Source organism: Microbacterium sp. K24 (assembly GCF_004794465.1).
In the GTDB taxonomy this organism is placed as follows: Bacteria; Actinomycetota; Actinomycetes; order Actinomycetales; family Microbacteriaceae; genus Microbacterium.
This window is the reverse complement of the sequence record NZ_SSDJ01000131.1, coordinates 1-403: the sequence shown is the minus strand read 5'-3', so window position 1 is coordinate 403 and position 403 is coordinate 1. Positions and strand designations below refer to the sequence as shown.

1 protein-coding gene is annotated in these 403 nt (G+C 73.4%); it reads left to right on the top strand.

The window, feature by feature from the left end:
• A partial coding sequence (locus DW306_RS13525; RefSeq protein WP_136056120.1) for a DAK2 domain-containing protein occupies nt 1–403 on the top strand: 403 nt, incomplete at both ends.

Sequence of the window (403 nt, the reverse complement as noted above, 5' to 3'; positions counted from 1 at the left end):
GCGGCGACGACGCTCTCCCGAGCCGCCGACGCCTGGGCGGATCGCGCGGGCGGCACCTCGGGAGCGCTCTGGGGCGTCATCCTGAACGCGATCGCCTCCCACCTCGGCGACGCGGGACGCCCTGATGCCGTCGCCGTGGCATCCGGCGTCGCCGACGGCCTGCAGGGAGTGATGACCTACGGCAAGGCCGAGGTCGGAGACAAGACCCTCGTCGACGCGCTCGTCCCCTTCAGCAGCACGCTGGCGGCCGAAGTCGATGGGGGCTCCTCCTTCGTCGACGCCTGGCAGACCGCGGCGGATGCCGCGACCCGCGCCGCCGCCGCCACCGCCGCGCTGCTCCCGCGCCTCGCGACGACGTACGCGCAGATCTTCGCGCACGACGAGTTCCTGCAGAAGTTCGACG